Raw genomic sequence first — 24,333 nt, 5'->3', positions numbered from 1 at the left:
AAGGACGAAGATGATGGATAAGGTTCCGATGACCGCGGGCGGTTACGCCGCGCTGACGAACGAACTCAAGAAGCGACAGTCGGAGGATCGTCCGCGCATCATCGAACACATTGCGGAAGCGCGCTCGCACGGCGACCTCTCGGAGAACGCCGAGTATCACGCCGCCAAGGAAGAGCAGTCGCACAACGAGGGCCGCATCGCCGAGCTCGAGGACAAGCTCGCGCGCGCCGACATCATCGACATTTCGAAACTGTCCGGCGACACCATCAAGTTCGGCGCGACCGTGACGCTGATCGATGAGGACACCGAGAAGAAAGCGGTGTGGCAGATCGTCGGCGAGGTCGAGGCCGACGCCAAGAAGGGCCGCATCTCCATCACCTCGCCGCTCGCACGCGCGCTGATCGGCAAGAAGAAGGGCACCACCGTCGAAGTGATGGCGCCGGGCGGCGCCAAGGCCTACGAGATCACCAAGGTCGAGTGGCGGTAGTTACCCTGACGTGACTGGTGCAAAAAGGCCGCGTGTTGCACGCGGCTTTTTTTGTGCCCGCGTTTTCCCCACGTCTGACAGCAATGTGAGTGGAGGGCGGCAAGGCGGCATACTAGGGAGGCCGTGACATGTTTATGCAGTATAATCATGTCGGGGACCGGGGGCGGAGCCGATGATTGCGTCGCAACACGCATCGCGGCGTGTCACCGTGTCACTGCCGCGTTCTCTCGCAACTTCCGTGGAGCGAGGAATGATTCCAGGCACAAGGTGTTGACATCACATTCTGGTGGCGGACACCGTGTGTTTCTGCATCGTGCAATGTTCCAGCGTGTCAATCAGGGGGTTAATGACAATGGACCAGATGTTTTCCAAATGGCAGCCGACGGCGCTGAGCCTGTTCCGGTTCATCACCGGACTGCTGCTGTTTCAGTACGGCGTCGCGAAGATCTTCAAGTTTCCCGTGCTCGCCTACTTCGCCAATATCCCGCCGTTGATCCAGGCCGCAGGCTGGCTTGAACTGGTGCTCGGCGCGCTCCTGATGCTCGGCCTATTCTCGCGGCTGGCCGCGTTCATCCTGTCGGGCGAGATGGCGTTCGCCTATTTCCTCGGCCACATGTTGAAGAACCCGGTCGAGCCGGTGTTGCTGCCGCTGCTCAACAACGGCACCGCAGCGATCCTGTTCTGCTTCGCCTGCCTCTACCTCGCAACCTCGGGCCCCGGCCCGATCAGCGTCGACGCGGCGATGGGCAAGAAGTAACGAAGGCTGAGCCCGTCCCGTTCAACCGGGACGGGTCCGTCACGGTTGCGCCACAACGGACAGCGGCAAGATCCGTCGAGCAATGCAAGGATAGTCGGGGAGCCTGGGGACGCTTTCCGAGCGCGATGGGATATAAACCCGAAGAGCGTTGCAAAGATGGAAGAGGCGCGGGTCCGGTGGACGATCTTCCTAGCGGTCCAAAAAAGGCATCTTAAGCCCGCTACATGCTGAAGGTCAGTTGCTGCTCGCAGTTTCTGGCTGCTTTGCGAGAAAGCCCAACATCAGCCCCAGTTCAAATACGTTTTGGTAGGCTCGAACTTGTATTCCGCACCGGTTCGCATTGGATGCCGATGCAACCATCTGCCCCTTCATCTGAAGAAATCTCGGAAGCGTTCCCGATGGCGGCTTTGCCAAAGTGCAGCCGCCAAGTGGTCCTTGGTGGGAAAACTAACGATCCGAAGCGAGTTGCACGGTCTGGCGCCCGCCGTTCATGTCTCTCAACTGGTTTACGTATTCCTCGGGCTTCAACAAATGGAATGGAGCCTTCAGACCCATGAAGCTGGCTATACGACCTATAAAGGCCGTGCAATTAGTCGTTTCCGCGTTCCAAACAGGCGAGCTCGCCTGAAGCTCCTTGATGTAGGCAAAGACCTTCTTCGCGTCCGCCTCACTCAGGTAGACGCGATAGCTGGCCGTCAAATACTGGACGTCAAGGTCGCCGTAGCTTGCTCCCGTCTCGGAGGGCACCCACATAAGATGTCCCAGCACGTAAGGCAGGACGTCGCCCGCCGGGTGCAGCCCCGCAACTTCAACCTGCTTCTCGCTTGTCTTGCCGTACCAGATAAAGGCATGCCCATATGAAGCTGCCGTGCGGGCACGAAAGTCCACGTAATACGGCCCTTTGGCCGTAGACCTTCGAACCGGTTTCACGTCTGCTCCAGAAACGGAAGCACTCGGTCCAGCAACGGCTGCCGCCACAACCGACCTTGACGACGGTTTACGCGGTTTGTCCTGCTGCAGCGGGGCTTGATCCGTTTGCACGGCCAATTGCTGCGCATGACCAATGCCGGCTTCCAAAGTCATGGAAGCCAGAACGACACCAATTCCGCCGAGCAGCCGCAGGCCGCTCCGTTTCCGATTCGATTCTGGCACCTTCAGACCCTCACAAGGGCAAGACATCACCCCCGACAGCGCCTTCAGCAATTGCTGAAGGAGCGCGTTGTCGGGGCGATCCTCAAATTAACCCTTCGTTACGATCGGAGCTTTTCCAACCGGGGTCTTGCCGACCGGATACTTGCCAACCGGATACTTGCCAATCGGCATCTTGCCAATCGGAGCCTGTTCGGCAACCGGCTGCGGACGAGGGAGGTCGGCTGCGTTGGCAGCGGCCATGAAACCAAAAGTCGCAACTCCAACAACCAGATATTTCAGCATTGTGATCTCCGAAGATGGGTAGCGTGAGCGTAACCACCATACCCTCGAACGGGTGCAGCGCAATTAACGCTGAACCAAAGCTCGTGCTTGCAAGGTCGTTTCTTGGTCGGCTGTGACAAAAACAACACGGGGTAGTTGTCCTGCGGGGGTGTCCGGTTGCAGGCACGGGCGTCACCATTACAGCCGGCTAGAACAGCCTCGGCATAACGCGTCCGGTCCGTGCCATATACTCGCGATACTCGTCGCCGAACGTCTCCAGCATCATCTGTTCTTCCCGGGCAATCCGGCCGAAGAACAGTGTCCCAAATCCGATCAGGCCGGCGAAACCGGCTACCAGATTCGGCAAGAGCAGCGCCTGCGCGACGGCCCAAAGCCAAAATGCAGAATACATGGGATGCCGGATTCTTCGATAAATCCCGTCTGTGATCAGGTGATGATTCTCCCGCACGTCGAGACTCACCGACCAGTTCCGACCAAGAGCGCGATGGGTCAGCCGGAACATGACCAGCGCCGCAATCGCCACGAAAATCCCCAGCCATGCTTGAACTGGCCGGAAGGCATACGACGCGAAATGAGGTGCGGCCGTTGCGATGTACACGAACGGTACAATTCCGAGACCCGTGAGCGATATCAGCAGCAGGGTGTTCTCGCGGGGGCCTCGGGCGCTCCTCAAGACCTTCTCACGACGAGAACGACGTGCGTATCTATAGCGGATGAGATACCAACCGACCGCCATCATCACAAACACGAACTTGGCAATGCCAGGCGTCATCGTGGGCCAAGCGCTGTTTTCGCTGGCGTGCCATTTTTGCCGACCATCGAAGGTGCGCCATCCTTAGCGGTGTCTGAGATTTGACCGAACCGGGTCTGTCCACAGACCAACATGAAGCAATCATACAAGGCTTGCGGGTTGTTTCCACTGATAAATTGGCCGCGCGACCCGCTAGTCTCTCGACCGCGGCGAAGCCACGCCGGCCCTCCGGTCGATCATCGCCAGCACGCGCGGGAGCAACTGCGACGCTATGAAGGCATGGCCGTCAGCCGTGAGGTGAATGAAGTCAAAAGCGTAATACTGCGGCGGAATCTCATCGTCGTACACGACGCTCTTGATGGCGCGATCACGCAGCCGCCGCTCCATCGCCGCGATGTTGGCCGCCCGCTGCTCCTTCGTGACAAGGAAGCGCCTGTCATTGCCTCCAGGCTGCAGGATGACGATGTCGGTTCCCTTCGGCACGTCGCTATCAATGCGCTTGAGCATACCGGCCGTGGTATCGAAGGGAATGCCGGCATTGACGACGTTCGCATTGACGCCCTTCTCCCTCAGCAGGGCTTCCAGCTTGGCCGGGTAAGCGCTTTGCTTCCCGACGTACCAACCCTGCGTGTTGCTTGCGCCGACTGCCACGATACGAATCGGCTTTGCGAAGGCGGCGGAGACGGTCGCCAATATGCCGATCGCTACAGCGATTGAGAATCTTCCGAACGTCGTCACCGACTGCCTCCTCGGACTGAAGTGCCACAGAGAAATAGCACGGACACCGGGAAGGCGTAATCCAAAGCCTCACGTGACGCGTCACATGCCGCCTTCAAACTGTCTTTTGGGCGTGAGGCTAGGAATTGGTCGAGGCTGCGGCTGCAGGTGAAACCACGTTCGAAGGATTCTGGCGGGCCTTTGGGCGCGCAACGCCGGATCCGATCGACCTGATCTTTCTTATCACTAGGCTATGCAACGCCGCGCTTTTATCGATGTTGAAGTGGTCGACGTTGACATCGGGAACCTTGAAGTTTGTAAGCTCGCCGCGGAAGCCGGGGCCGCGACTTATTCGATCGCTTTCATGCTTGAACAGATTCAAAACCCTTGCGACATTCGCCGTCGCCGCATGAGGCGATGTGCCGTCGAACGGGACAACCAAAGCGACCGGCACGCCCATTTGGCCGAGGTACTCTGCCATCGACATCACGGCATCCGCACCAAGGGAGTGCCCGATCAGTACGATAGGTCCGCGCTGGCCCGCTCTATATTTTGCAATAATTTCGTCGGCAACGCCTCTCCACTGGGCGTGGTTGGCGACGTCCGCGGCGATGCCGGCCGCGCGCAGCTGGGCGGCAAGGTCGTCCATGCCCAGGGAAAAGACGTTCAACAGCCCGCGAAACAGATAGACGTGCGTCGCGGAGGAATGCAATCGAGCCTGCGGACCTGTCGATCTGAGTGCAATCGCAATTCCGGGACGCGCCTGAGCCCCGCTGTTCGAATACAAGTTGCTTGCAAAAAGGACTGTCAGGACGGCGCACACCAGCGCCGCGCTGTAGCGTAGTCTTTCCATTTCAGGATCCCTCGCCGACCTAAGTCGCATTAACGCAAACTTGGGAATCGTGACAATCGAGAAAGATCTTTGAAAGACGTGTTGAAGCGCGCAATTGTTTGCTGTCGCGGATTTGCCACACTGGAAAGAGCCATTCGAGCCGCGCCCCCTTCACCACCATCCGGGGTCAATTGGCCCCATCACGGCCTGTCCTCTGCACTTTTTGATCAAAGCCAATCTCAATGAGTGCCACCTCGCGGGTGGAACGGTAATTTGATAGGGTCGAATCCCCATCATCCATGTCACATTCAGCAAGGATTGCGGATCAACGTCGCAAGGGTTCCGGAGTAAAGTGCCGATGCATTTCAATCTTTCAGGATGAGTGGCAACCAATGTCCATGCAGATTTCGAGTTGCTAGATGATTCGACGACGGCACGTCTTCCACGTTGGCGGTTACGATCCCATCACTCCGGAACAGCAGGTCGAACGCCTGCGCCGGTCGCTCTCGAGCTTCGATAGGATTTGGGGCACTTCTTCACGGCTGTCGGAAATCTCGAACACATCTGCAATCGATGCTTCATGCAACGTGGAGGCGTGGGGTCCAAACTGGAAAACCAGCATCACCTTCGAGATGCTGCGCTGGGATGATCTCATTCGGTGCGATTCGAAAGTCGGGCTCGTGCCTCGTCTCGTACAGTCCGTGAGAGCGCTGTTCGACTTCATCATAACGGGAACGCTGTTTAGATATGCGATCGCGAGCTGGAAGTACGCCCTCTTTTTCGTCTTTCCATATTGTTGTTTGCTGCTGATCGCATTGTGCAGCGTTGGGCTATCGTATCTCGTGATCGGGCCCTTGCACGCTACACTTTGGGTGGAACTGCTGCTTGGCATTTTTCTGTCGCTTGCCATCTTCGTCAGCGCTGTACTCTGGATCGGACCGAAGCGTCGCATAAACCACATCCTCGATGATGCCATTTTCTCCCACGAGTTCCTTTACGGGCGCAGAAGCGAACTTGATGCGCGACTCGACGACTTTGCTGAGCTGATCGCAAAGAGAGCTCAGGCTGCGAAAGTTGATGAAATTCTCATTGTTGGCCATTCTCTTGGCGCCGCACTCACGATAGCGGCGGTCGCGCGCGCGCTAAAATTGGATCCCCTGCTTGAAACGCGCGGACCGAAGCTGTGCATTCTCACAGTGGGCGCCACTATTCCCAAATTCGCATTGCATCCGATGGGCGGCCAAATTCGGGAAGCGGCACAACTTGTGGCCGGAACGACTGCCATCGACTGGGTCGAATACCAGGCACGAGATGACGCGATCAGCTTCTATCGCTTCGACCCCGTCACGCTGAAACGTACCAGCCGGGACTATTCAGGAGAGCACCCAAAAATTCGGCGCGTCCAGATACATTCAATGATAAGTCCGATCCGCTTCAGACGTCATCGATTCGACTTCATGCAGATCCACTATCAGTTCTTGATGGGGAACGATCAGCGCTCGGTTTACGACTATTGCATGATTACTTGCGGCCCGCTCGAGTTCGACGTCGCGACTTCACCGTCCGGGGCAGTTGGACTATTCGAGGCAAACGGTTCGGTGATGATTGCCCGAAGTTGACGAGGAGCCTCTTCACTCCAGCTCAAACATCGGATGCGCTACGACGCCGCCTTCACGCCCAGTGGCACCGCGGCTTCGTATTTCGAATTGTGCAGCACCAGCGACGTCCTGACGTTGCGCACATGCGGCGCGGCCGTCAGATGGGTGACGAAATCCTGGAACGTCGCCATGTCGGGGGCGACGCATTTGAGGATGAAATCGACTTCGCCCGACAGCATCCAGCATTCCCGCACCAAAGGCTCGGCGCGCACGAAATTCTCGAAAGAGCGGAGATCGGCGTCGGCCTGGCTCGACAGATGCACCGAGGCGAACACCGTGACGTCGAAGCCGAGGCGGCGCGGATCGAGCAGGCCGCGGTAGCCCTGAATGTAGCCCTCCTCTTCCAGCGCCCGGACCCTGCGGAGGCAGGGCGGCGGCGAGATCCCGACGCGTTTGGCGAGTTCCACATTGGTGATTCGGCCATCAGCCTGGATCTCGGCGAGGATTTTGAGGTCGATCTCGTCAAGGTTCTTCGACACGCGACTTGGGTTCCCTCAGGGTTCGGAAGGCTTGGCAGGTCTGCCGGCAACTCTCATAGCGCAGGCAGCCGGCATTGCGCAATTTTATTGCGCGTGCAGCGCATGATTTCGCTAATGTGACTTCAGTTCCGGGGAAAAATCGCTGCCATGGATTGCAAATCTTGCATAGCTACCCAGATATCCTAGACTTGGATTTGACACTTTTGGCGCCGCCGTGACGCGTTTCCGGGGCGCTTCCCGCACAAGTCCTTGATCAAAATCCCCAAAACAGAGGGATCTCACAATGCCCGCGCCTACCCATGCCAAGGTCGTCATCATCGGGTCCGGCCCCGCCGGTTACACCGCAGCGATCTACGCGGCGCGCGCGATGCTCGAACCGATCCTGATCCAGGGCATTCAGCCGGGCGGCCAGCTCACCATCACCACCGACGTCGAGAACTATCCGGGCTTCGCCGATGTGATCCAGGGCCCCTGGCTGATGGAGCAGATGGAGAAGCAGGCGGCCCATGTCGGCACCAAGATCGTCACCGATCTCGTCAACAAGCTGGAGCTCGGCCAGCGCCCGTTTCGCCTGACCTGCGATTCCGGCGACGTCTATCTCGCCGAGACCGTCATCCTCGCCACCGGCGCCCAGGCGCGCTGGCTCGGGGTGCCCTCGGAGGAGAAATTCCAGGGCGGCGGCGTATCAGCCTGCGCGACCTGCGACGGCTTCTTCTACCGCGGCAAGGAAGTCGTGGTGGTCGGCGGCGGCAACACCGCGGTCGAGGAAGCGCTGTACCTGACCAATCATGCCTCGCAGGTCACCATCGTGCATCGCCGCGATCACTTCCGCGCCGAACGCATCCTGCAGGAGCGGCTGTTCAAGCATCCCAAGATCAAGGTGGTGTGGGACTCCGCGATCGACGAGATCTGCGGCACCGAGAATCCGAACAAGGTCACCCATGTGCGGCTCAAGAACGTCAAGACCGGCGCGCTGACCGACCTCAAGACCGACGGCATCTTCATCGCGATCGGCCATGCGCCGGCGACGGAGCTCGTCAAAGGTCAGATCAAGCTGAAACCGTCGGGCTATGTCGAGGTGGCCCCGAACTCCACGGCGACCTCGGTGCCCGGCCTGTTCGCCGCCGGCGACGTGGCGGATGAAACCTTTCGGCAGGCGGTCACCGCCGCCGGCCTCGGCTGCATGGCAGCGCTCGAGGCCGAACGCTTCATTGCTCTTCGCGCGAGCGATCGCGCAGCGGCGGAATAATCATGGCACGATCTCGCGACGGATTTACGGACATGGATTGGGACAAGCTGAAGGTCTTTCACGCGGCGGCGGAAGCTGGCAGCTTCACGCATGCCGGCGAGCAGCTCGGCCTGTCGCAATCGGCGGTCTCCCGCCAGGTCAGCGCACTGGAGCAGGAGCTCTCGGTCTCGCTGTTTCACCGCCATGCCCGCGGCCTGATCCTCACCGAGCAGGGCGACCTGCTGTTCCGCACCGCGCACGACGTCTTCATGCAGCTGCAGGCGGCGCGCGCCAAGCTCACCGACAGCCGCGAGCGGCCGAGCGGCGACCTCAAGATCACGACACCGCCGGCGCTCGGCATCAACTGGCTGATCCCGCGGCTCGACGAGTTCGTTGCGCTCTATCCGGATATCCGGATTTCGCTGATCGTTACCGACGAGGATCTCGATCTGTCGATGCGCGAGGCCGACGTCGCGATCCGCACCCGCAAGCCGACCCAGCCGGACCTGATCCAGCGCAAGCTGTTCTCGATCGGCTTCCATGCCTATTGCTCGCCGGAATACATCAAGCGCTTCGGCACGCCGCGGACGCTGGATGATCTCGACTCGCACCGCATCATCATGCTCGGCGACTCGCAGGTGCCGCCGCATCTGCAGAACCGCAGCTGGCTGATCGATGCCGGCCGCAACGGCTCCGGTCCGCGCGAACCCTACTTCAAGGTCAACAACATCCTTGGCCTGGTGCGCGCCTGCCAGCAGGGCCTCGGCATCGCCGCGCTGCCGGACTATCTGGTCGAACAGAACAACCTCGTGCAGCTGTTCGGCGAGTCGGACTCGATCGCGCTCGACACCTACTTCGTCTATCCGGAAGAGCTGAAGACGGTGGCCCGGGTGCAGGTGTTCCGCGACTTCGTGGTCAGCAAGGCACAGCGCTGGCCGTCCTGATTAAGCCGGCCTTATGGGATGGGTTATAGGCTTTCCGCGCTGCGCCAAGAGGCCCCTGAATCTCCGCATGACTGACATGCGACCTGGATAGTTGCTGCAGGGCGTCGATGGGGATCATAGTGGTTACACGCTGAGCGGTCGCGTCGCGCATATGTCCCCCTCCTCCAGTGGCGCGGAAGTTCAGTAATCCCTCTTGGAAGGTGATTGTGTCGGCCTCACGTGGCCAATACCTTAAGCCGGGCTCACTCGAGCCCGGCTTTTTTTCATCTCAATGTCTTTCACCTTGATGTCACGGGAAACGTGCCGCACGTCACGGTCAAGCATGTGGATTGACAACAACCTCGCAGCGCAGCATCATTATCCCATGATCACGACTTCGTGCGCCGTTCTGTCGTCGGAAAAAGCTCCCCTCCCGGGGACACGAGATCGCGCGCGATAAGATCACCTTCGCATTCTACCGATCCCGAAACCCCGCCGCTTGGACGGGGTTTTTTGTTGGTCCCGTCTCCGGCTCTGCCCCCTCAAGGAGATGGAACATGACTGAGCTACACCAGCAATTGCAGGGCCTCTGGCTGCCCCTGATCACGCCGTTCCGCGACGGCGAACTCGACGCCACCTCGCTGCGACGCCTCGTGCGGCACTATGCCAGCGGCCCCGTCGACGGGTTCATCCTCGGTGCAACCTCCGGCGAAGGCATGGCGCTCAGCACCGATGAGCTGGAAGGGCTGGTCAGCGTCGTGCTCGACGAGCTCAGTGCCAACTCCCGCCATTTGCCGGTCTGCCTCGGGCTCTCCGGCGCCTCTACGACCAGGATGAAGGATGCGCTGGATGATACGGCCGACTGGCCGATCAACGGTTACCTGATCGCGAGCCCTTACTACATCAGGCCCTCGCAACGCGGGCTCGTGCAGCACTTCAATGCGCTGGCCGATCACGCCTCATGGCCGGTCGTGCTCTACAACATTCCGTATCGCACGGCGGTGAACCTGACCAATGAGACGCTGCTGGCGCTCGCGGAACATCCCAACATCGCCGGCATGAAGGACTGCTGTGCCGACCGCGCGCAGTCGATCGACTTCCTCAATCGCCGACCCGCGGGCTTCCGCGTGCTGACCGGCGAAGACGCGCAGACCTTCGATGCGCTCTCGGACGGCGCCGACGGCGCGATCCTGCTGTCCGCGCATCTGCAGACGGACACGTTCGCTTCGATCCGCACGCTGCTGCAGCAAAGCAAGCGCGACGCGGCACTCGCCGCCTGGCAGAGCGTCGTCGGCCTAACCCGGCTATTGTTCGCGGAACCGAGCCCCGCGCCGGCCAAGCACTGGCTGTGGCGGCAGGGGCTGATCGACAGTCCCGAGGTGCGGCTGCCGATGGTCGAGGTGAGCGAGGATCTCGCAACCTGGCTCGATGCCGAGATGGAGCGGCGCGCGCAGCTTCTACTGCCGGCGTGATCGCCCTGCTCCCTCGCCCCGCTCTTGCGGGGAGAGGGCTGGGGTGAGGGGCTGCGTCCGCAACAATGGCGACAGACGAACTCGCGGAGTCCCCCTCACCCGGATCGCATCTGCGATGCGATCCGACCTCTGCCCGCAAGCGGGGCGAGGTAAGAGACGCCTAATCCAGCTTCACCCTCGAAAGCCTGAGCGCGTTGCCGATCACGCTGACCGAGGACAGCGCCATCGCGGCGGCGCCGACCATCGGCGACAGCAGGATGCCGAACAGCGGATACAGCACGCCGGCCGCGATCGGCACGCCGGCGGCGTTGTAGACGAAGGCGAACGCCAGGTTCTGGCGGATGTTGCGCATGGTTGCGACCGACAATCGCCGCGCCCGGACCAGGCCCATCAGGTCGCCGGTGAGCAGCGTGATGCCAGCGCTCTCGATCGCGACATCGGTGCCGCCACCCATCGCAATGCCGACATCGGCCGCTGCGAGCGCCGGCGCATCGTTGACGCCATCGCCCGCCATCGCGACGATACGGCCTTCGCCGCGCAGCCGCTGCACGACCTCGCTCTTGCGCTCCGGCAGCACGCCGGCCTCGACCTCGTCGATGCCGAGCGTTTTCGCCACCGCGCGCGCGGTGGTCTCATTGTCGCCGGTGAGCATCACGATGCGCAGGCCCTCGGCGCGCAACGCCTGCAGCGCGCTGGCCGCCGACGCCTTGACCGGATCGGCAATCGCGATCACGCCGGCGACGCGGCCGTCGACCGCGACATAGATCGCCGTCGCGCCGTCACGCCGCGCGGCCTCGGCGGCCTCGTCCAGCGCTGACGTTGCGATCTTCAACTCACCCATCAGCACGGCATTGCCGAGCGCGACCTGCTTGCCCTCGACCGTTCCGGTCGCGCCCTTGCCGGAGGGCGAGGCAAAATTGCTGACAGTGGCAGATGTGAGGTTGTGCTCCCTTGCGGACGCGATGATCGCCTGTGCCAGCGGATGCTCGCTGCCCTGCTCGACGCTGGCGGCAAGGCGCAGCAATTCGTGCTCGTCGACCGCATCGGCGGCAATGATACGCACGACCTTCGGCTTGCCTTCGGTGAGCGTACCGGTCTTGTCGACGACCAGCGTGTCGATCGCCTCCATCCGCTCCAGTGCCTGGGCGTCGCGGATCAGGATGCCGGAATGCGCGCCGCGGCCGACACCGACCATGATCGACATCGGCGTTGCCAATCCCAACGCACACGGACAGGCGATGATCAGCACCGTGACCGCGGCGACCAGCGCGAAGGTCAGGCGCGGCTCGGGGCCGAACACCGTCCAGGCGATGAAGGCGAGCGCGGCCGCGGCGATTACCGCCGGCACGAACCAGCCGGCGACGCGGTCGGCGAGCCGCTGGATCGGCGCGCGCGAGCGCTGCGCCTTCGCCACCATGTCGACGATCCGCGACAGCATGGTGTCGCGACCGACCTTCTCGGCGCGCATCACAAGGCCGCCGCTCTGGTTGACGGTGCCGCCGATCACGCTCGCACCTTCGGCCTTCGTGACCGGCATCGATTCACCCGTCACCATGGATTCGTCGATGACCGCGCGGCCCTCGATGACGACGCCATCGACGGGCACTTTCTCGCCGGGGCGCACGCGCAGGCGGTCGCCGACCTTGATCGCGTCGATGTCGATATCCTCGTCACCGTGATCGGTGACGCGCCGCGCGGTCTTGGGCGCAAGGCCGAGCAGTGCGCGGATCGCGCCCGAGGTCTGAGCACGGGCGCGCAATTCCAGCACCTGGCCGAGCAGCACCAGCACCGTGATCACGGCCGCCGCCTCGAAATACACCGCGACCGCGCCATGCATGTCGCGGAACGCCGGCGGGAACAGCTGCGGCACCAGCGTCGCGACCACGCTGTAGAGATAGGCGACGCCGACGCCCATCGCGATCAGCGTGAACATGTTGAGATTGAGCGTCACCACCGACTGCCACCCGCGCACGAAGAACGGCGCGCCGGCCCACAGCACGACGGGCGTCGCCAGCACGAACGAGATCCAGTTCGACCAGCCGTGCGGCACCAGATGCATCAGCCCGAGATGGCTGCCCATCTCGAGCACGAACACAGGCAGCGTGAGCGCCAGCGCGATCCAGAACCGCCGCGTCATGTCGATCAATTCGGGATCCGGCCCGTCGTCGAGCGAGATCTGCTCCGGCTCCAGCGCCATGCCGCAGATCGGGCAGCTGCCGGGACCGACCTGGCGCACCTCCGGATGCATCGGGCAGGTGTAGATCGTGCCGGCCGGCATCGGCGGCTCCGCCTCGCGCGGCTTGAGGTACTTCTCCGGCTCGGCCTCGAAACGCTCGCGGCAACGGCCGCTGCAGAACAGGTACTCCTCGCCCTTGTAGCTGAAGCGATGCTTGGCGGTCGCCGGGTTGACCTTCATGCCGCAGACCGGATCGATCGCGAACGTCGCCTCGGCCGGCGTCGTGTGGTGATCGTGCTTGCCGCCGCAGCAGGAATGCGCGGCCGCGCCATGATGTTGATGATCCGCGTGCGAATGGTCGTGCTTTGCGTCTGCCACGAAGACTCTTCCCGGCCGGTATCCCGGCCTCTTGATTTGTATACCCTAGGGGGGTATATGAGACCTATGAGAGACGACGTCAAGACATCCTGTTTAAAACGGCTCAAACGGATCGAGGGTCAGATCCGCGGGTTGGCCGCCATGGTCGAGGAAGACCGCTATTGCATCGACGTGGTGACGCAGATCGCGGCCGCGCGCGCGGCGCTACGCCGCGTCGAGGAAGAGGTCCTGCGCGATCATGTCGCCCATTGCGTCGAGCATGCGATCTCGTCCGGCGACAAGGCCGACCAGCGGCGCAAGATCGCCGAGCTGATGGATGTGATCGGCCGCGCGGATAGGTGAGTTAGGAAACTAACGACGGCTCTGGAGTCGCGCCCGCTTGCGACGAAATCGAGAGCGGCACCGCATATTCAGTGTCGTCCCGGCGAAGGCCGGGACCCATAGCCACCGTTGCCTGCTTTGAGCAAAAGCTGGGGCCACAGCGCTGTCAATCACTGAGATTTGTGGGTATGGGTCCCGGCCTTCGCCGGGACGACGTGGAGAAAGAGCGGTGCTTAGTTCGCTGCCGCTTCATGCGCGGCTGAACAGTGCAATCAGGTATTGAACCTGAAGTGCATGACGTCGCCGTCGGCGACGACGTAGTCCTTGCCTTCGAGCCGCAGCTTGCCGGCATCGCGTGCGCCGGCTTCGCCGTTGCCGGCGATGTAATCCTCATACGCGATAGTCTCGGCGCGGATGAAGCCCTTCTCGAAATCGGTATGGATCACGCCGGCGGCGGCGGGCGCCTTGGTGCCGCGGTCGATGGTCCAGGCGCGCGCTTCCTTCGGGCCGACGGTGAAATAGGTGATGAGGTCGAGCAGCTGGTAGCCGGCGCGGATCAGCCGGTCGAGCCCGGCTTCTTCAAGGCCCAGCGTCTCCAGGAAGTCGACACGCTCCTCGCGCGACAGCGTCGCGATCTCGGATTCGATCTTGGCCGAGATTACGACCGCGACCGCGCCCTCTTCCTTCGCGCGCTCGAACACCGCCTTGGAGAAATTGTTGCCGTCCTTGGCCGAGCCTTCCTCGACGTTGCAGACATAGAGCACGGGCTTCGAGGTCAGCAGCCCGAGCATGCGGAACGCGCGCTCCTCCTCCGGCTTGCGCTCCAGCGCACGCGCCGGCTTGCCGTCGCGCAGCAGCACCAGCGCGCGGTTGACGAGCTCGAGCTGCTCCTTGGCTTCCTTGTCGTTGCCCTTGGCCTTCTTCGAGAGGTTGTCGACGCGCTTCTCCAGACTGTCGAGGTCGGACAGCATCAGCTCGGTCTCGATGGTCTCGATGTCGGCGAGCGGCGCGATCTTGCCTTCGACATGGGTGATGTCGGAGTCCTCGAAGCAGCGCACCACATGGGCGATCGCGTCGACCTCGCGGATGTTGGCGAGGAACTGATTGCCGAGGCCTTCGCCCTGCGAGGCGCCGCGCACCAGGCCCGCGATATCGACGAAGGTCAGCCGGGTCGGGATGATCTGCGCGGATTTTGCGATCGCCGACAGCTTCTCCAGCCGCGGATCGGGCACCGCCACCTCGCCGACATTCGGCTCGATGGTGCAGAACGGATAGTTCGCCGCCTGGGCGGCCGCCGTCTCGGTCAGTGCATTGAACAGCGTCGACTTGCCGACGTTAGGCAGCCCGACGATCCCGCATTTGAATCCCATGTTCGTCCCGATCTCTCGCGCTCACATTGCGCGGCTGAAACTGAGTGGGTCGTCATACGCGGGCTTTACCCGCGTATCCATCCCACTGGAAAGAGTGGATCGCCGGGTCATCCCCGATCAGGTCGGGGACAGGCGCCCGGCGACGACGAGGGTCTACGGCTCCTCGTCCTTGGTGTCGAAAAATCCCTTGGCCTGCATCGTCAGATGCACCTTGTTGGCGAACGAGGCGTCGTGCCCCGCAGCCAGCAGGCCGGCATTATCGGCGACGGCCTGGCACAAGGCCTCCACCCACGCCCGGTCGCTCTTGGCGAAGTCCGACAGCACGTGGCTGTGCACGAGCTCCTTGACGCCGGGATGACCGATCCCGAGCCGCACCCGCCGATATTCATTGCCGATATGCGCAGAGATTGAGCGCAGCCCGTTATGGCCGGCGATGCCACCGCCGATCTTGACCCGCACCTTGGCGGGCGGCAGTTCGAGCTCGTCCTGGAACACGGTGATGTCGGCAGAGGCGAGCTTGAAGAAGTTCGCCGCTTCCTGCACCGCGCGCCCGGACTCGTTCATGAAAGTGGTCGGCTTCAGCAGCACGACCTTCTCACGATCGACCACGCCTTCGGAGGTCTCGCCCTGAAAGCGACGGCGCCATGGTGCGAAACCATGACGCCGTGCAATCTCGTCGACCGCCAGAAAACCGATATTGTGCCGGTTGCTGGCGTATTTCGCGCCAGGATTACCGAGACCTACAAAAAGGCGCATGGCGCGGCATCCCACGTCGGCGCGCCATCAGACGATCGCGCGCCGACCTGATCGGTTACTTCTTCTTGTCGCCACCGCCGGCGGGAGCCTTGGCACCCGCGGCCGGAGCCGCAGCACCCGCAGCCGGAGCCGCCGCAGCGGCCGGTGCAGCACCCGCGGCCGGAGCGGCGCCACCAGCAGCAGCCGCAGCTGCGGCCTTCTGCTCTTCGGCGTAGCCGGACGGCGGCACGATGGTGACCAGCGTCGCGTCCTCGCGGGTCAGCGACTTCACGCCCTTGGGCAGCGTAACCTCGGAGAGATGAAGCGAGTAGCTGATCTCGAGGCCGCCGACGTCGACTTCGATGTATTGCGGAATGTTGTCGACCGCGCACTCGAGTTCGAGCGCGTGGGTGACGATATTCACGGTGCCGCCGCGCTTGATGCCCGGGGCGGTTTCCGCGTTCACGACGTGCAGCGGCACGCTGACGCGAATGGTCGCGCCTTCGCCGAGCCGCATGAAGTCGACATGGATCGGGAAGTCCTTCACCGGGTCGAGGTGGAAGTCGCGCGGAATCACGCGGTGCTTCTTGCCCTCGAGGTCGATGTCATAGATCGTGGTCAGGAACCGGCCGGCCAGGATGCGCTGGCGCAGGTCACGATCGTCGACCGAGATGGTGACGGGGGGTTGGTTGTCTCCGTAGATCACTCCGGGAACTCTCCCGGCGCGACGCTCTGCCCGGGCGGCCCCCTTGCCGCTCTTCGGACGCGCGGTCGCCTTCAATTCCTTGACGGTCGCCATAGCGTTAAGTCCTTGTATTTAAAAAGTTAAAGGCCGCAGCGCGGCCCATGCTCAAGTCCACAGCAAGCCTCCAGGGGTGCGGGGGCCGCGGACGTGGCGGGCTTTTAGCCCCAAAGGGCCGAAATGACAAGGAAATGAAGGGATTTTTCTTTCTTCACCCTCCCCTGGAGGGGGAGGGTCGGACCGCATGCAGCGAAGCGGAATGCGGGCCGGGGTGGGGTGGGGTGGGGTGATCTCTCAACATGGGCAGTGCCCGAGTGGAGACACCTTCACCCCACCCCGGCTCACATTTCGCTGCGCTCAATTGTGAGCCGCCCCTCCCCCTCCAGGGGAGGGTCGAAGATTAACCCGCCGAACCGCCGAGCTTGGCTTCCAGCGCTGCGATCCTCGCCTTCAGCGCCTCGTTCTCCTCGCGCGCCAGGCGGGCCATATCCTTGACCGCGTCGAATTCCTCGCGCTTGACCACGTCGAGGTCACGCAGGATCCGCTCGGCCTGGTTGCGCATGACCGTGTCGACCTCGCGCTTGACGCCCTGGGCGGCGCCCGCGGCATCGTTCATCAGACGGCCGATCTCATCGAAAAACCGATTGCTGGTCTGGGTCATCTGGCAAAACTCTCCGCATTCACTGGCTTGCGCAAAAGACAATGGCGATCCCCGCCACCCGGTTCAAGTCCGCCGCGAATGGCAGACCTCGCGCGAGCTTGCCTTGTCATGCTCCGGTTTCCTTGCAATCGTATGAACTCACAACAGAAATCGCACACATAACGCGAGCAGAAACGCCATGATCGAGCATACCGTCGAGATCCCGACCAAGGACGGCAAGACCACCACCTTCATCACCCATCCCGAGCGCGGCGGCCCCTTTCCCGTCGTCATCTTCTACATGGATGCGCCGGCAATCCGCGAGGAGCTGCGCGACATGGCGCGCCGGCTCGGCACCTCGGGCTATTACGTGATGCTGCCCAACATGTATTACCGCGCCGGCGTGATGGAGCTCGGCCCGATCAATCCCGATCCGGAATCGCCCGAGCGCAAGCGCATGTTCGAGCTGATGCACTCGCTCAACATCCCGCTGGTCATGGAAGATACCAAAGGCCTGCTCGCCTACGCCGAGACGCAGAAGGCGGCCAACACGAAAATCATCGGCACCGTCGGCTACTGCATGAGCGGCCGCTATGCGGTGAACGCGGCGACGCATTTCGGCGATCGCGTCAAGGCGGCCGCCTCGATCTACGGCACGCATCTAGCGACCGACCAGGCCGACAGCCCGCATCTCGCCGTGCAGAAGACCAAGGCCGAGCTCTATTTCGCCTGCGCCGAGACCGACATCTACGCCCCGGCGGAGATCATCGAGCAGGTGAAGGCGGGCATGAAGGGCTCGAACAACGAGGTCGAGATCTATCCCGGCACCCATCATGGCTTCGCTTTCCCCAAGCGCCCGGTCTACGACCGCGACGCCGCCGAACGCCATTGGGAGCGGCTGCTCGCACTCTATCGCCGCAACCTGGTCTGAGGCCCGAAGAAAACGGATGGCGGAGGCCGCGCGCATTCGGGACTACCAAAGCTCCGACGCCTATGAGGTGAACCGGCTTGCGGTTGCCGCCTTCGAGCAATTCCGTGACGCCTTCGATGACTGGCCGGCGATGCGCGCCGGCCTGTCAAAAACTTCCGAGTTGAGTTCCGGCGGCGAGATCATCGTCGCCGAGCTCGGCGACCGGCTGGCCGGCGCGGTCAGCTATTTTGGGCCTGGCGTCAAAAAGGCCGCATTCTTCGACCAGGCATGGCCGGTCATTCGCATGCTAGTGGTCGACCCCGTCGACAGGGGCAAGGGACTCGGGCATGCGTTGACGTCGGAATGCCTCGCCAGGGCGCGGCGCGACCGGTGCCGGACCATTGCGCTTCACACGAGCCCTATCATGACGATCGCCTTGCCGATGTATCTCAGGATGGGCTTCAGCAAGGTGCATGACGCTCCGCCCATTCATGGCGTGCCCTACGCCGTCTACACGAAAGCGCTCTGATCCCGATGCCGTTCCTGCTGATCGACTTTCCGGTGTTCAACCCCGTCGCGCTCGCGCTCGGGCCGATCGTGATCCGCTGGTACGCGCTGGCCTATATCGTCGGCATCGTGCTGGGCTGGATCTACGCCCGCTCGCTGATCAAGAAGGAGCGGCTGTGGGGCGGCCCGGCGCCGATCACGCTGCCGCAGCTCGACGATTTCATCCTCTGGGTCACCATCGGCATCATCGTCGGCGGCCGCACCGGCTATGTGCTGTTCTACAACCTGCCCTTCTTCATCGCGCACCCGTCCGAGATCCTGGAATTGTGGAAGGGCGGCATGTCGTTCCACGGCGGCTTCCTCGGCTGCGTCGCCGCGGTGATGCTGTTTGCCCGCCGCAACAACATCCCGATCCTGTCGCTTGGCGACATCACCACCGCGGTCGCGCCGATCGGGCTGTTCCTCGGCCGGCTGGCCAATTTCATCAACAGTGAGTTGTGGGGCCGTCACGCCGATCCGAGCCTGCCCTGGGCCATGATCTTCCCCAATGGCGGACCGCTGCCGCGCCATCCGAGCCAGCTCTACGAGGCCGGGCTCGAGGGCATCGTGCTGTTCACGGCGCTGGCGATCATGATCCGGATGGGCGCGCTCAAGCGGCCCGGCCTGATCCTCGGCAGCTTCATTGCGATCTACGGCATTGCCCGGATCATCGGCGAGCATTTCAGGGAGCCCGATCCGCAGCTCGGATTCCTGTGGGGCGGATTAACCATGGGGATGCTGCTGTCGGTGCCAATGATCATCGTGGGCGCTATCATCATCACGGCCGCCATTCGCCGCCCGGCGAACGGGCCGGCGCCGAGTTCAACGTAGAGCAAGTGCAATCCAAGGAAGGCCGTGAGCGAACCCTCCCCACTGCTGGATGAGATCAGGAAGCTGATCAAGCTGTCCGGGCCGATGCCGGTCTGGCGCTACATGGAATTGTGCCTGATGCATCCGCGTTACGGCTACTATCTGTCGCGCGATCCGCTCGGCCGCGAGGGCGATTTCACCACGGCGCCCGAGGTCAGCCAGATGTTCGGCGAACTGCTCGGGCTGTGGAGCGCCTCGATCTGGCGCGCAATCGGCTCGCCGGACACGCTCCGCCTGATCGAGCTCGGGCCCGGCCGCGGCACCATGATGTCGGATGCGCTGCGTGCGCTGCGCGTGCTGCCGCCGCTGTACCAATCGCTCAGCATCCACCTCGTCGAGGTCAATCCGGTGCTGCGCGAGAAGCAGCACGCCACGCTGACCGGCGTGCGCAACATCACCTGGCACGACAGCATCGACGACGTGCCGGAGGGACCGGCGGTGATCCTCGCCAACGAATATTTCGACGTGCTGCCGATCCATCAGATGGTCCGCCGCGAGACCGGCTGGCACGAGCGCACGGTCGGCATGGATGCCAATGGCAGCCTGTATTTCGCGCCAGCCGCCGAGCCGACACCGCATTTCGAGGTGCTGCTGCCGCCGCTGGTACGCGCCGCGCCGTTAGGGGCGGTATTCGAATGGCGGCCCGACAACGAGATCATGAAGCTCGCAACGCGCCTGCGCGACCAGGACGGCGCCGCGCTGATCATCGATTACGGCCATCTGCGCAGCGACGCCGGCGATACCTTCCAGGCGATCGCGCGCCACAGCTTCGCCGACCCGCTGAAGAATCCGGGACAGGCCGACATCACGGCGCATGTCGATTTCCAGGCCCTGGCGCGCGCCGCCGAGGATGTCGGCGCGCGCGTCCACGGGCCGGCGACGCAGGGCGACTTCCTCAAGCGCCTCGGCGTCGAAGCCCGTGCCGCGGGATTGATGGCGAAGGCCTCACCCGAGGTTTCCGGCGACATTGCCGGCGCGCTGAAGCGCCTGACCGATTCCGGGCGCGGCGGGATGGGCTCGATGTTCAAGGTCATGGCCATCTCCGACCCGCGCCTCACCTCGATCGCTGGCCTCAGCGATCAGCCTGACGAGACCGAACAATGACATTGGGATCACCTCTGCTGTCGGCCATTCCAGGCCTGCGCCACGCCTTCTTCTCGCGCGAGGGCGGCGTCTCCGAGGGCATCTATGCCGGCCTCAATGGCGGGCTCGGCTCGCGCGACGATCCGGCCAAGGTCGCGGAGAACCGGCGGCGGATGGCGGAGCAGCTCGGCGTGCCGTCCGACCACCTGATCAGCGTGCATCAGGTGCATTCGCCCGACGTCGTGGCCGTGACCGGACCATGGAATGGCGCCGCGCGCCCGAAGGCGGACGCGCTCGTCACACGCACCGAAGGGCTTGCGATCTCGGTCACGACGGCCGACTGCGGTCCGATCCTGTTCGTCGATCCCCATGCGCGGGTGATCGGCGCGGCGCATGCCGGCTGGAAGGGCGCGCTGACCGGCGTGCTGGAATCGACCATCGATGCGATGGAGAAACTCGGCGCCGAGCGCGGCGGCATCGTCGCCGCCATCGGCCCGCTGATCCGCAAGGAATCCTACGAGGTCGGACGTGAATTCGTCGAGCGCTTCATCGAGGCCGATGCCGAGAACGGCATGTTCTTCATGCCCGCCGAACGCGACGCCCACGCGATGTTCGATCTCCCTGCCTTCATCCGGATGCGGCTGGAAAATGCCGGCGTGCTGATGATCGACGATCTCGGCATCGACACCTATTCCGACGAGCGCTGCTTCAGCTACCGCCGCTCCGTGCACCGCAAGGAAGCCGATTACGGCCGCCACGTTCACGCCATCGCGCTGGAAGGCTGACGCCGGGCGTCATCTTCGTTTTTGTGCGACAACCGGCTTGACTCTCCACCTGCTGGAGACCGGACAAGCGGCGCATGACACAACGCAGCTACAGCATCGGCGAGGCGGCGCGGCTCAGCGGAATTTCCGTCCGCAGGCTCCGCTTCTATGCGGACCAGGGGTTGCTGCCGCCGGCCGGCCGCACCGCGAGCGGCTATCGCGTCTTCACCGACGACGAACTGGTTCGCCTCGACCTGATCCGCTGCCTGCGCGATGCGGGGCTTGGTCTCGACGCCATCCGTGAGGTCCTGAGCAAGGAACTCTCGCTGGTCGAGGCGCTGAAGCTCCGTCTCGAGACGCTGGAAGCGGAGATCGCGGCACAGCGCCGCGTCGCCTCGGCCCTGCGGGCTGCGTTGCGTTCACCGCAACTCACCGAAGCAGACTTACGGAGATTCCTGACCATGACGCAGCTATCCCGCACTGAGCGCCGCAACGTCGTCGAAAGTTTTTTCGAGAAGGTGTCCGACGGCATCAACATCGACCGGAAATGGATCCGGCAGATGATCGAGACCAGCGTGCCCGAATTGCCCGACGAGCCGACGCCAGAGCAATGCGATGCGTGGATCGAGCTTTCGGAGATGCTGGGCGATCCCTCCCTCGTCGCCAACCTTCGCGCCAACGCGGAGGATGTCTGGAATCACCACGTGCTGGATCTCGCTGCCTGGCAAGCGGCCAACGAAACCGTGCTGGCCAAGGCCAGGGAGATCATCGCGGGCGACCTCGGGCCGGCGTCGGAGGCGGGTCAGGTGCTGGCACGCGACTGGCTGGCGACGTCGGCGCGATTGCTGAAGCGAGAACCCGACCTCGAATTCCGCAACTGGATTCGCCGCAAGTACGCGCTGCACGACGCCCGTGCGGCCCGCTACTGGGAACTCGTCGCTATCATGCGCGGGCAGTCGCCGGACGCGAGTCCGAACCGCGAGTGGGCCTGGATCACCGAAGCCATGCGGCATCATCTGGCCGACTGAGCTGGAAATATCGAGAAAGGAATTCGGTCCTCTCCCCGGATCGTTAAGTGCTGTGGCCGTCCTGCCCTAGACGTTAAGCCGTTTTAACGATATCGCAGGACGCAATGAGGGAAGCGTCAAACCACCAGTTTCAAACTGGGACAGTCGTGCGTGCCGCGATCGCAGCCACATGGCTGGCGATTGCGTCCGCACTCGGCGGATGCGCGGCCGGCGGCAACGTGGCCGACTCCTACGCCATGGCGACGCCCGCGAGCGGCGGCGCAACCGTCGCCTTCGAATCGATCGACGGTCCGCCGCCCCAGGTGTTCGACCGCATGGTTGGCGTGCTCGACAGCGAATCCAAGCTGCGCAGCCTGTCGATCGTGTCGCGCCAGGCCACCGCGGCCTATCGCGTCCGCAGCTATCTCTCTGCGCAGGTGGTGCGCGGCCGCACCATGATCGCGTGGGTCTGGGACGTCTACGACAGCAACCAGCAACGGGCGCTCCGGTTGTCCGGCGAGGAGCCCGCCGGCAAGGCCGGCCGCGACGCCTGGGCCACCGCCGACGATCTGGTGCTGCGCAAGATCGCCCAGGCCGGCCTCAGCGGCCTGTCCAGCATGATCAATGGCGGCCCGGCGAACAGCCCGGCGCCGGAGCTCCGTGGGCCAGCGATGGTCAGCGCTCCAGCCCCCGCCGCGCCCGAAACCGTGGCCCTCAGCTATTCCGCCAACTAACCCCCGGAATCTCCTGGGGAAAGGCGTTTTTTGCCCAGGAAAAGGTGGGCCGAAGCGCCTAATGGGTTGCCATCGGAGCCGCCTGCCTGATATTCCCTCGCGCACCGAAAACCCGCCGGTTCTGTAAGGACTTGAGATGCTGAACGTCGTATCCAGCAAGGCGCGGGGGGAAGCATCGATGTCGGCAAAGAACGGATCAATCAAGCTCGTCGCCGGCAACTCCAATCCTGCGCTGGCGCAGGACATCGCCAAGGGACTTGGCATCGAACTGACCAAGGCCGTGGTCCGGCGCTTCGCCGACATGGAGATCTTCGTCGAGATCCAGGAGAACGTCCGCGGTTCGGACATGTTCATCATTCAGTCGACGTCGTATCCGGCCAACGACAATCTGATGGAGCTTTTGATCATCACCGACGCGTTGCGCCGTTCCTCGGCGCGCCGCATCACCGCGGTGGTGCCCTATTTCGGCTACGCCAGGCAGGATCGCAGGTCCGGCTCGCGTACGCCGATCTCGGCCAAGCTCGTCGCCAACCTGATCTCGCACTCCGGCGTCGACCGCGTCATGACGCTCGACCTGCACGCCGGCCAGATCCAGGGCTTCTTCGACATCCCGACCGACAATCTGTTCGCGGCGCCCCTGATGGTGCGCGATATCAGGGAGAAGTTCGATCTCGCCAAGGTGATGGTGGTGTCGCCCGACGTCGGCGGCGTGGCACGCGCCCGCGGCCTCGCCAAGCGCATCAACACCCCGCTTGCGATCGTCGACAAACGCCGCGAACGCCCCGGTGAGTCCGAGGTGATGAACGTGATCGGCGACGTCGCCGGCTACAACTGCATCCTGGTCGACGACATCGTGGACTCCGGCGGCACGCTGGTGAACGCGGCCGAGGCGCTGATCGCGCACGGCGCCAAGGAAGTCTCGGCCTACATCACCCACGGCGTGCTGTCCGGCGGCGCCGCAGCGCGGATTGCCTCGTCGCGGCTGAAGGAACTGGTCATCACCGACTCGATCCTGCCGACCGAAGCCGTCAACAAGGCGCCGAACATCCGCCAGATCTCGATCGCCGGCCTGATCGCCGAAGCGATCGGCCGCACGGCGGCGGAAGAGTCGGTGTCGAGCCTGTTCGATTAGAGCCTCATACTCGCTGTCGTCCCGGCGAAAGCCGGGACCCATAACCACAGCCCATTGTTGTTGCGAAGGCTGTGGCTCCAGCGTTGTAAACCAATTCGCATTCGTGGTTATGGGTCCCTGTGTCTTGGAAGTCTGTCATGATGGGGTGGGCGGGAAGCCGTTGGGTCCTTGGCGCTTGACGCCGTGA

At 63.1% G+C, this 24,333-nt stretch carries 26 protein-coding genes; 15 read left to right on the top strand and 11 right to left on the bottom strand.

Annotated elements, in window-relative coordinates; all coding sequences use genetic code 11:
* Positions 1-13: 13 nt before the first annotated feature.
* Together greA and BraRD5C2_RS37285 are read left to right on the top strand one after the other, a co-directional pair.
* Positions 14-487 (top strand): transcription elongation factor GreA, encoded by a 474-nt coding sequence (greA, locus tag BraRD5C2_RS37290; RefSeq protein ID WP_097671816.1) that lies wholly within the window; start codon positions 14-16, stop codon positions 485-487.
* Between the two features lie 352 nt (positions 488-839).
* A complete protein-coding gene (locus tag BraRD5C2_RS37285) occupies positions 840-1,244 on the top strand; it encodes a DoxX family protein (protein ID WP_223977092.1) in 405 nt (134 codons plus the stop codon).
* 447 nt (positions 1,245-1,691) lie between these two features.
* Here the strand turns inward: BraRD5C2_RS37285 and BraRD5C2_RS37280 are convergent, their stop codons facing one another.
* The 5 genes from BraRD5C2_RS37280 to BraRD5C2_RS37260 all read right to left on the bottom strand — a co-directional run bounded on the left by BraRD5C2_RS37280 (position 1,692) and on the right by BraRD5C2_RS37260 (position 4,999).
* The gene (locus tag BraRD5C2_RS37280) at positions 1,692-2,396 is read right to left on the bottom strand and encodes a hypothetical protein (protein ID WP_223977090.1); all 705 of its coding nucleotides are present in this window, start codon (positions 2,394-2,396) and stop codon (positions 1,692-1,694) included.
* A gap of 87 nt (positions 2,397-2,483) precedes the next feature.
* On the bottom strand, positions 2,484-2,678 hold the full coding sequence (locus BraRD5C2_RS37275; RefSeq protein ID WP_223977088.1) for a hypothetical protein: 195 nt from the start codon (positions 2,676-2,678) through the stop codon (positions 2,484-2,486).
* A 187-nt stretch (positions 2,679-2,865) separates the two neighbouring features.
* A complete protein-coding gene (locus BraRD5C2_RS37270; protein WP_223977086.1) occupies positions 2,866-3,450 on the bottom strand; it encodes a protein-S-isoprenylcysteine O-methyltransferase in 585 nt (194 codons plus the stop codon).
* A gap of 171 nt (positions 3,451-3,621) precedes the next feature.
* On the bottom strand, positions 3,622-4,167 hold the full coding sequence (locus BraRD5C2_RS37265) for an SGNH/GDSL hydrolase family protein (protein WP_223977084.1): 546 nt from the start codon (positions 4,165-4,167) through the stop codon (positions 3,622-3,624).
* Between the two features lie 118 nt (positions 4,168-4,285).
* Entirely contained in the window at positions 4,286-4,999 is a 714-nt protein-coding gene (locus BraRD5C2_RS37260; protein ID WP_223977082.1) for a thioesterase domain-containing protein, read from the bottom strand.
* A 398-nt stretch (positions 5,000-5,397) separates the two neighbouring features.
* On the opposite strand from BraRD5C2_RS37260, the gene BraRD5C2_RS37255 reads away from it, so the two are divergent.
* On the top strand, positions 5,398-6,597 hold the full coding sequence (locus BraRD5C2_RS37255) for a hypothetical protein (RefSeq protein ID WP_223977080.1): 1,200 nt from the start codon (positions 5,398-5,400) through the stop codon (positions 6,595-6,597).
* 38 nt (positions 6,598-6,635) lie between these two features.
* Here BraRD5C2_RS37255 and BraRD5C2_RS37250 read toward each other — a convergent pair whose 3' ends face one another.
* Positions 6,636-7,115 carry an Lrp/AsnC family transcriptional regulator gene (locus tag BraRD5C2_RS37250; protein ID WP_223977078.1) on the bottom strand — a complete coding sequence of 160 codons (480 nt, stop codon included), beginning with the start codon at positions 7,113-7,115 and terminating at the stop codon, positions 6,636-6,638.
* A gap of 283 nt (positions 7,116-7,398) precedes the next feature.
* On the opposite strand from BraRD5C2_RS37250, the gene trxB reads away from it, so the two are divergent.
* The 3 genes from trxB (at position 7,399) to BraRD5C2_RS37235 (ending at position 10,738) form a co-directional block, all read left to right on the top strand.
* Positions 7,399-8,364: a thioredoxin-disulfide reductase gene (trxB, locus tag BraRD5C2_RS37245; RefSeq protein ID WP_223977076.1), complete on the top strand. Its 966-nt coding sequence runs from the start codon at positions 7,399-7,401 to the stop codon at positions 8,362-8,364.
* Positions 8,365-8,366: 2 nt separating this feature from the next.
* On the top strand, positions 8,367-9,287 hold the full coding sequence (locus BraRD5C2_RS37240) for a LysR family transcriptional regulator (RefSeq protein WP_029081982.1): 921 nt from the start codon (positions 8,367-8,369) through the stop codon (positions 9,285-9,287).
* Between the two features lie 536 nt (positions 9,288-9,823).
* The gene (locus tag BraRD5C2_RS37235; RefSeq protein ID WP_223977074.1) at positions 9,824-10,738 is read left to right on the top strand and encodes a 4-hydroxy-tetrahydrodipicolinate synthase family protein; all 915 of its coding nucleotides are present in this window, start codon (positions 9,824-9,826) and stop codon (positions 10,736-10,738) included.
* A gap of 160 nt (positions 10,739-10,898) precedes the next feature.
* Here the strand turns inward: BraRD5C2_RS37235 and BraRD5C2_RS37230 are convergent, their stop codons facing one another.
* A complete protein-coding gene (locus BraRD5C2_RS37230) occupies positions 10,899-13,292 on the bottom strand; it encodes a heavy metal translocating P-type ATPase (RefSeq protein WP_223977072.1) in 2,394 nt (797 codons plus the stop codon).
* Positions 13,293-13,358: 66 nt separating this feature from the next.
* Here BraRD5C2_RS37230 and BraRD5C2_RS37225 point away from each other — a divergent pair, with 66 nt between their 5' ends.
* Complete coding sequence (locus BraRD5C2_RS37225; protein WP_097671571.1) at positions 13,359-13,634, top strand: metal-sensitive transcriptional regulator; 276 nt, start codon at positions 13,359-13,361, stop codon at positions 13,632-13,634.
* A gap of 251 nt (positions 13,635-13,885) precedes the next feature.
* Here BraRD5C2_RS37225 and ychF read toward each other — a convergent pair whose 3' ends face one another.
* The 4 genes from ychF to BraRD5C2_RS37205 all read right to left on the bottom strand — a co-directional run bounded on the left by ychF (position 13,886) and on the right by BraRD5C2_RS37205 (position 17,121).
* Positions 13,886-14,983 (bottom strand): redox-regulated ATPase YchF, encoded by a 1,098-nt coding sequence (gene ychF / locus BraRD5C2_RS37220; protein WP_212313393.1) that lies wholly within the window; start codon positions 14,981-14,983, stop codon positions 13,886-13,888.
* Positions 14,984-15,136: 153 nt separating this feature from the next.
* Positions 15,137-15,739, bottom strand: a complete 603-nt coding sequence (gene pth / locus BraRD5C2_RS37215; RefSeq protein WP_223977070.1) for an aminoacyl-tRNA hydrolase — start codon at positions 15,737-15,739, stop codon at positions 15,137-15,139.
* 55 nt (positions 15,740-15,794) lie between these two features.
* Positions 15,795-16,517 carry a 50S ribosomal protein L25/general stress protein Ctc gene (locus BraRD5C2_RS37210; protein WP_223977068.1) on the bottom strand — a complete coding sequence of 241 codons (723 nt, stop codon included), beginning with the start codon at positions 16,515-16,517 and terminating at the stop codon, positions 15,795-15,797.
* Positions 16,518-16,860: 343 nt separating this feature from the next.
* Positions 16,861-17,121 carry an accessory factor UbiK family protein gene (locus BraRD5C2_RS37205; protein ID WP_038388183.1) on the bottom strand — a complete coding sequence of 87 codons (261 nt, stop codon included), beginning with the start codon at positions 17,119-17,121 and terminating at the stop codon, positions 16,861-16,863.
* Positions 17,122-17,299: 178 nt separating this feature from the next.
* Between BraRD5C2_RS37205 and BraRD5C2_RS37200 the strand changes: the two genes are divergently transcribed.
* From BraRD5C2_RS37200 to BraRD5C2_RS37165, 8 genes are all read left to right on the top strand, one after another.
* A complete protein-coding gene (locus BraRD5C2_RS37200) occupies positions 17,300-18,031 on the top strand; it encodes a dienelactone hydrolase family protein (protein ID WP_223977066.1) in 732 nt (243 codons plus the stop codon).
* Complete coding sequence (locus BraRD5C2_RS37195) at positions 17,934-18,539, top strand: GNAT family N-acetyltransferase (RefSeq protein ID WP_223977064.1); 606 nt, start codon at positions 17,934-17,936, stop codon at positions 18,537-18,539. Before BraRD5C2_RS37200 ends, BraRD5C2_RS37195 begins: the two co-directional genes overlap by 98 nt.
* 5 nt (positions 18,540-18,544) lie before the next feature.
* A complete protein-coding gene (gene lgt / locus BraRD5C2_RS37190) occupies positions 18,545-19,387 on the top strand; it encodes a prolipoprotein diacylglyceryl transferase (RefSeq protein WP_223977062.1) in 843 nt (280 codons plus the stop codon).
* A gap of 84 nt (positions 19,388-19,471) precedes the next feature.
* Positions 19,472-20,530, top strand: a complete 1,059-nt coding sequence (locus BraRD5C2_RS37185; RefSeq protein ID WP_223977589.1) for a class I SAM-dependent methyltransferase — start codon at positions 19,472-19,474, stop codon at positions 20,528-20,530.
* Positions 20,527-21,294, top strand: a complete 768-nt coding sequence (gene pgeF, locus BraRD5C2_RS37180) for a peptidoglycan editing factor PgeF (RefSeq protein ID WP_223977060.1) — start codon at positions 20,527-20,529, stop codon at positions 21,292-21,294. The genes BraRD5C2_RS37185 and pgeF overlap by 4 nt, the downstream gene beginning before the upstream one ends.
* Positions 21,295-21,368: 74 nt before the next feature.
* On the top strand, positions 21,369-22,301 hold the full coding sequence (locus BraRD5C2_RS37175) for a MerR family transcriptional regulator (RefSeq protein WP_223977058.1): 933 nt from the start codon (positions 21,369-21,371) through the stop codon (positions 22,299-22,301).
* A 104-nt stretch (positions 22,302-22,405) separates the two neighbouring features.
* On the top strand, positions 22,406-23,014 hold the full coding sequence (locus BraRD5C2_RS37170) for a hypothetical protein (protein WP_223977056.1): 609 nt from the start codon (positions 22,406-22,408) through the stop codon (positions 23,012-23,014).
* 178 nt (positions 23,015-23,192) lie between these two features.
* Positions 23,193-24,146, top strand: a complete 954-nt coding sequence (locus BraRD5C2_RS37165; RefSeq protein WP_171948021.1) for a ribose-phosphate pyrophosphokinase — start codon at positions 23,193-23,195, stop codon at positions 24,144-24,146.
* The last annotated feature ends 187 nt before the right edge of the window (positions 24,147-24,333 follow it).

The organism is Bradyrhizobium sp. RD5-C2 (assembly GCF_019972155.1).
Taxonomy (GTDB): domain Bacteria; phylum Pseudomonadota; class Alphaproteobacteria; order Rhizobiales; family Xanthobacteraceae; genus Bradyrhizobium.
Note: the sequence above shows the minus strand (reverse complement) of the source record. Positions and strands in the feature narration are given on the sequence as shown.